Origin of the sequence: Microcoleus sp. B13-B6 (assembly GCF_036705405.1) — a bacterium.
Taxonomy (GTDB): domain Bacteria; phylum Cyanobacteriota; class Cyanobacteriia; order Cyanobacteriales; family Microcoleaceae; genus Microcoleus.
In genome coordinates this window covers 1-6,796 of sequence record NZ_JAUBUJ010000190.1, presented here as the reverse complement: position 1 = coordinate 6,796, position 6,796 = coordinate 1, and the positions used below count along the sequence as shown (strand labels likewise).

Below are 6,796 nucleotides of genomic sequence, written 5' to 3'. Positions count from 1 at the left end.
CTGAGGGATAACCGCTCCCATGCTCCCGATGAAGTAAGAAGCAAATGTCGAGACTTGTCTAGTATTTGTGTAGCAGAATAAAACTGCACCGAACACCAGGGCAATGATGTTATCCCGTCCTGGTAGGGTCAAGGGAATCGCAACAGCTAAGGCCATTGAGAGAGACCCTTTAATATTCCCTAAAACCAAAATGTGCTGCCAGCGTAGCGGAATGGGGCGATCGAACCAACGCAGCCCCGCTAATAACAAATAGACCGAGAGAATCCGTCCCAGTTGATAGGCCAGAATGACGAATAAAATGGATGGCAAAATTCTCCACAGCGTCAGCGGGTTAATTTCAATTCCAATCAGCAGGAAAATAAACGTATTGACGCCAAAACCAGCGTATTCCCAGAAACTCAGCAAGGTAATCCGATCCGAGGCAGACGAACTGCGAGGCAGCCCAAGGTTGCCAAAAACAAGTCCGGTGATGACCACCGCCACTGCGCCCGATACGCCTAAAAATTGTCCGATTTGGAAGGTTCCCAATGCGAGAGCGACGGTTAGCAAAAGGCTACTCAACGGATCGTTTAAGCGAACAAATATCGGCACGCTCAAGTAACCTAAAACACCCCCGACCACTGCCCCACCTAATGCAACCACGAGCAGTTCCTTCACGCCTTGTATAGCTGTGAGAGAGCCTGTCGCATAAATTACCAAAACCAAATTAAATGAAATTAGAGCAGCCGCATCATTGAACAGAGTTTCTCCCTCAACAATGGTGGACAATCGAGAAGGCACACGGATCTCTTTAAAAACCGCAATCATCGAGACTGTATCAGTGTTTGCCAGAATGACTCCGATCAGCAACGCTGGAATCCAGTCTAGCCCCAGCCCAAATTTAACCAGAACAGCGATAATTGCTGAGGAAAAGATCGAGCCTGGACCCGCCAGCAGGGCGATCGGCTTAAAGGTGCTGCGGAGACGGCTGATATCAGTATTGATAGCTGCTTCAAAAATCAGAATTGGTAGGAAAAGATTTAATACTAAAGAGGGGTCTAAACCAATTCGACGCGACAAGACCTCCGTAATGGGCAAGCCTGCTAACACTAAGCCCGTCACATAGGGAATTCGCAACCGTTGAGTTACGAGTGCCACAACAGTTGCAATCAGCAGCAGAATGATCAAGATGATGACCAATTCAGGAATGGCTCCTGCCGTTTGGCTATTTGTAGCAGGATTGCTGCCCAAGGGAGGTGCTTGCGCTACAATCGACTCGATCGCCGATACTCCTGTCATAAACTCGTTTTCCTCAAAGAAATTGACAGATTAACTACGCTTTTAGCTGGCAGGAGACGGTTCACTTTGCAGCAGGCGGAACCGCAATGTAATTGTCTTTCTTATATTACCTTGAATTTAGGTAGCATCACAGACACGCCACGTCAGAATCTCCCAACGTTTAAGGACAGGTTCAGCAATCACGATTTCATTTTCTCTTGCCTCCAGGACGATCAAATAATCTCCCTGGTTAAATCTGTTATTGTAAATTCTTGCTTGTTCTTCTGGCACCAACCATCCTTGAAGTGCACCATATAGACCGCCAGCAGTTGCAGCAATCCCACTTCCAAAGCAAGTTGCTAAAATGCTTTCCACCGCTACTGCCTGACCAATACCGGGAATTAGCAGGCTGCTGAGTCCAACAATTAAGGCTAGTGAACCTAGTCGTATGCTGCCTAATATAGCGCCTACTTGTGCGCCTGCTGCTCTTGTAATTAAAATTTGCTGCACACCCAGAGAGTCCAAATCATCATTGTCAGAAGGTTGAGCAATCACAGAAATCTTGTGCATGGGGAAGCCCTTGCTTTTTAGCTCAACTAGCGCCTGCTCTGCGTTTCGATGATTAGTAAATAGGCCGCTAGCACGTTTGAGATTTTGGTAATTCATGAGAGATATTCAATATTCAACGCTACAAAATTGGTAAATAGTGTGTAAAGTCGCTTGCAATGCCCGCATCACAAAAACCGCTTAGCTCAGAGGTGCAAAACGTTTTAGCAAAGCTGACAAAGCAATCATTGGCAGTCCGAATCCGATACAAATTAAGCCTTGGATTGCGGTCAAAGCTTGAGTCTCGAATAACTGATTCATAATGCCCCATTGGCTAAACAGGAATTGGAGAATGAAAATAGCCCCAATGCCGATCGCCACAGCATAGCCAACTGATTCATCTTTACCGCGTAGTTTGGCGACGCTCGCCGGAACGAAGCGACTGATGCTTAACAGGTAAAAAGCTTCGGCTGCAACCAATGCTTGAATTGCCATCGTCCGGGCTAGAGCTTCATTGCCTGTGGTTTGGACGATCCATTCAAACATCCCAAAGATCGCAATCCAGTTAAATACCGAAACTGTCAAAATCCGAGTCGTCAGCCTGCGAGACAGAAGCGGTTCATTGGCAGGTCGAGGTGGCTGTTGCATGACATCGGGAGAGGGCGGCTCAAATGCCAACGGTAAGCTCAACGCAACTGAACTGACCATATTCAGCCAGAGAATTTGTACTGGCAAAATGGGTAGCGGGGTTGCCAGAAGTACGGCAATCAAGATGGTCATGGACTCTCCACCATTCACGGGCAGGATGAAGGCGATCGCCCGCAGCAGATTCTTATAAACCGTGCGCCCTTCCTTAACTGCTTTCTCGATCGAAGCAAAGTTGTCGTTTGTCAACAGCATATCCGCTGCTTCTTTTGTAACTTCGGTGCCTGTAATACCCATCGCTATTCCAATGTCAGCTTGCTTCAGGGCGGGAGCATCGTTAACTCCATCTCCAGTCATCGCCACAATCTCGCCCTTAGACTGAAGTGCTTCGACAATCCGCAGCTTTTGTTCTGGTGCTACACGAGCAAACACGCAGCTTTGTTCGACAGCATTGGCTAATTGCTGCTGATTCATTTGAGCGAGTTCTTGACCCGTAAAAACGGGAGCCTCTTGGGTTTGATTTAGTCCCATTTGTTGCGCGATCGCTGCTGCTGTTTTGGCATGATCGCCCGTAATCATCTTGACCTGAATTCCCGCAGATCGACAGGCTTGAATCGCTTGAATCGCTTCGGGGCGAGGCGGGTCGATCATGCCTTGCAGACCCAGAAAAGTTAACCCTTGCTCAATATCAGAATGCTCAATTGAAGATTGAGAAGCGGGTACAACTTTCTTGGCAAGTGCCAGAACTCGCAACCCTTTTTTCGCCATTCTGTCCACGGTTTGCTCGATCGGCGCGGGGTTGAGGGATCTCGCCTCTCCCTGTTCATCGAGTATCTGGCCACACCGCTTGAGAATTGCCTCAATTGAACCCTTGACATAAATCAAGCGTTGTGGACGATCGTCATGTAAGGTTGCCATGTATTGAAACTGAGATTCAAACGGCAGTGTATCGAGCCGCGAAAGCGATTCCTCGAGTTTCTCAGTAATTAACCCCGCTTTTTGGGCTACCGCAACCAGCGCCCCTTCCGTTGGACTACCGACTACAGTCCAGTTCCCGTCTTGCACGTCTAGATAAGAATCGTTGCACAACAATCCTGCTTGCAGGCATTCATATAAGGCAGGTGCGTTCGCCAGGTCAACCGAGTGTCCGTTTACAGAAATTTTCCCGTCTGGTGCATATCCTCCACCGCTAACCCGATATCGCTTTCCACCGGCATCAATCTCCTGAACTGTCATTTGATTCTCAGTCAAGGTTCCGGTTTTGTCGGAACAAATCACGGTGGTGCTGCCCAGCGTCTCAATTGCCGGAAGTTTGCGAATAATGGCGTCCTGCTTTGCCATTTGAGAAACCCCGATCGCCAGTGTCACCGTTAAAATCGCGGGTAAGCCTTCAGGAATTGCGCTGACGGCAAGCGCCACAGATGCCTTGAACACCTCAACCCAAGAAAATCTCTGGGCAATGCCTGCGACAAAGGTGAAGGCAGCCAAACCTAAAATGACATAGAGCAAGGTTTTGCTAAATTTGTCAATTTTGCGACTCAGTGGCGTTTCCAGTGTGCTACTTTGCTGCATGAGTTGGGAGATGTGTCCGGTCTCGGTCATGTCACCAATGCTGACGACCAGTCCGCGTCCCTGTCCAAACGTTACCAGGCTTCCGGTATACGCCATGTTCGTGCGATCGGCCAGTGCAGCGTCTGCCTCTAGCGCCTGGGATTGCTTCTGGACCGGGACAGATTCTCCCGTTAAGGCTGACTCATCTACCTGTAAGTCACGGACGTCGATCAGTCGCAGATCCGCAGACACTTTATCCCCTGAAGACAGCAAGACGAGATCGCCAGGAACGAGTTCGCTGGATGAAACCACTTGCTTTTGACCGTTGCGGAGAATGGTTGCCTCAGTTGCAACAGATTTTGCTAAAGCGGCGATCGCATTCTCTGCCTTTGACTCTTGAACGAAACCAATGGTGGCGTTCGTCAGAGCAACCCCCAAAATTACCCCTGAATCAATCCACTCTTTCAGAAATGCTGTTACTATCCCAGCAGCTAACAAAATGTAGATTAGCGGCTGATTCAGTTGCTGAAAAAATCGCAACCAGGCACTTTGCTGCTTCTGAGCCGTTAGTTGATTGGGGCCGAGGAGCTCGCGCCGTTCCGCTGACACCTCGGAAGATAGACCTATTTCCAGGTCTGTCTCTAAAATCCGAGCTACTTTCTCGACAGAAAGGTGATGCCAAGAGTGTTCTACTAATTTTTCTACATTGGTTGCAGTCATAACGTTTCTTGTCAAGCCAACTGCTTCTCTGTTATTTCGTCTTGATTTCTAGCGTCATTGATGAAAGTGAGGGAAAAGTGAGCGACTGATTTCTGTTACTCACATTTGGATCACATTTGCTCCCTATACTTAGGCAGAGAACCGATTAAGATAACTTATAAACTTGCCAACCTTAGTTCACTCGATTTGATTTATTGTTACCTTTTATTAAAAGGGTTGTAAAAAGCATTACTTTTGATGGATGAACTATGGTACATTTACTTAGAGGAGTTCTCAAAAAAGTGAGGTATGCCCTATGCCCACGAAGGCCTATGCCCATGAGTACCTCATATGAGAGCTCGAAAGGCTATATTGAGTTCAAATCCTCAAAGACTTCATGCTGAGGTTTATCGGCAAAATTGCGTTTCACAACAAACAAAACAAACAAAGAATATGCAATTATTAAAGCTATTGGTGCAAGGAATCAGCGTCAGCACTGTTGCTATTTTGGGTTTAGGTGCTTGCACCTCCCCCAATACTCCACAGACAACTGTTCCATCTACTTCTGCTCCCACAACTGCCACTGGAAATACGACTGTTCCAACCACTCCAGCGCCTGCAACCACGACCGCACAGACGCCTCAAAATCAAGACATTGACGATATTGCCGATCGCGTAGAAGAGGCCTTAGACTCCGATGGTACCCTCAAGCAATTCGATTTGGAAGCAGATGATCGGGATAATTCGATTGTGTTAACAGGGCGCGTTCAAACGGCAGAACAAAAAGCATTGGCAGAACAAATTGCTCGGCAAACAGCAGCGAATGTTTCAATCAATAACGAAATCGTCACTCAGTAGTTATTAATCCTCAAGCGGCAAGAGTATTGGACGCTTCTTGCCACTTGAGGAATTGCTCGATCCCAGCCAGGAAACCTATGGATTTGGCAACCTTATTTGACTGGATGCGATCACAAAAATAAATAGGACGGGCAAGATGCCCATCCCACAAAAAAAATAACTCTTGTGGGATGGGCATCTTGCCCGTCCCATCATAAATTGATGAAAAGGATTTTTGCAATAGGTCTACTGGATGCGATCGCAATATTGAAAGAATAAACTTATTCAACAATCTCGTAACGGACTAACTGGCGAACATTTTGACGTGATAACTGGAGCTCTTGCGCGATCGCTTCCTCTATGTGGGTTGCGTCAGTCATTGGCAATTCTAATTCCAATCGCTTCAAAATCGGTTCTGCTGTTTCTACCGCAACCTGGGTTGTTCCTTGTTTTCGGTTAATCACTGCGTTGATGAGCAATATATTGACAGATACCGTTGCTTTAAGCTGGGTATCTGCCTGAAGTTTATTCTTTGCGATCTGGGGTTGTTGTAATTCTTGAGCCATTAGGAAACTCGAGCCAACCCAAAACGCGATCGCCACAAACGGCAATGGCAACCAAAACTCTGCACCTGATGCTTTTAGCCAACGTCTAATCATCCGCTATTCTTTTCCATCCATTCTGAGCCTAATACTATCTATTGGCACTTTAATACAACTTAATATCTCCTAAAATCTAGCTTAAAGAAGATGCGCGAATCACCTCAAACTCTAATAATTATGAAAACTGCAAGCTGCGAAGGAGGCGAGCCGAGATATGAGAGTTTTGCTGGTGGAGGACGACCCAAAGCAACTGATGCCGCTTCAAACAGTGCTGTCTCAAGCAGGGCATAGCGTGGATGGGGTAAAAGATGGAGAGACGGCCCAGTGGCTGTTATCAGAAAAAGAATATGATTTGTTGATTTTGGACTGGATGTTGCCACATATCAGTGGGGTAAATCTCTGTCGTCAATATCGATCGGCAGGGAAAACAGCGCCGATTTTGATGATCACGGCAAGAGACACCACGCCGGAAAAAGTAACCGGGTTAGACGCAGGTGCAGATGATTACCTGGTGAAACCGATCGACTTGGTTGAATTCATGGCACGAGTGCGGGCATTAAGACGGCGATCGCCCCTTTGGCAAGGAGCAATTGCTAGGATGATATTTTCCTAGACTTGTAGGTAATACTCACGACAATTGGTGTAGACTGAAGTAGCCT

5 protein-coding genes and 1 pseudogene are annotated in these 6,796 nt (G+C 47.2%); 2 read left to right on the top strand and 4 right to left on the bottom strand.

The window, feature by feature from the left end; all coding sequences use genetic code 11:
• The 3 genes from QUB35_RS38000 to QUB35_RS37990 all read right to left on the bottom strand — a co-directional run.
• Nucleotides 1–1,230 (bottom strand): sodium:proton antiporter (locus tag QUB35_RS38000; RefSeq protein WP_333148118.1); only part of this gene is annotated, 1,230 nt, incomplete at its 3' end.
• 165 nt (nt 1,231–1,395) lie between these two features.
• Nucleotides 1,396–1,923 (bottom strand): hypothetical protein, encoded by a 528-nt coding sequence (locus QUB35_RS37995; protein WP_333148116.1) that lies wholly within the window; start codon nt 1,921–1,923, stop codon nt 1,396–1,398.
• Between the two features lie 81 nt (nt 1,924–2,004).
• Nucleotides 2,005–4,719: a cation-transporting P-type ATPase gene (locus QUB35_RS37990; protein WP_333148114.1), complete on the bottom strand. Its 2,715-nt coding sequence runs from the start codon at nt 4,717–4,719 to the stop codon at nt 2,005–2,007.
• A 432-nt stretch (nt 4,720–5,151) separates the two neighbouring features.
• Between QUB35_RS37990 and QUB35_RS37985 the strand changes: the two genes are divergently transcribed.
• Entirely contained in the window at nt 5,152–5,556 is a 405-nt protein-coding gene (locus QUB35_RS37985; protein ID WP_333148112.1) for a BON domain-containing protein, read from the top strand.
• Between the two features lie 260 nt (nt 5,557–5,816).
• On the opposite strand, the gene QUB35_RS37980 is transcribed toward QUB35_RS37985, so the two are convergent.
• The gene (locus tag QUB35_RS37980; protein WP_333148110.1) at nt 5,817–6,194 is read right to left on the bottom strand and encodes a hypothetical protein; all 378 of its coding nucleotides are present in this window, start codon (nt 6,192–6,194) and stop codon (nt 5,817–5,819) included.
• 157 nt (nt 6,195–6,351) lie between these two features.
• Here QUB35_RS37980 and QUB35_RS37975 point away from each other — a divergent pair.
• Nucleotides 6,352–6,729, top strand: a pseudogene (locus QUB35_RS37975) (response regulator transcription factor); the annotation flags it as partial.
• Nucleotides 6,730–6,796: the final 67 nt, after the last annotated feature.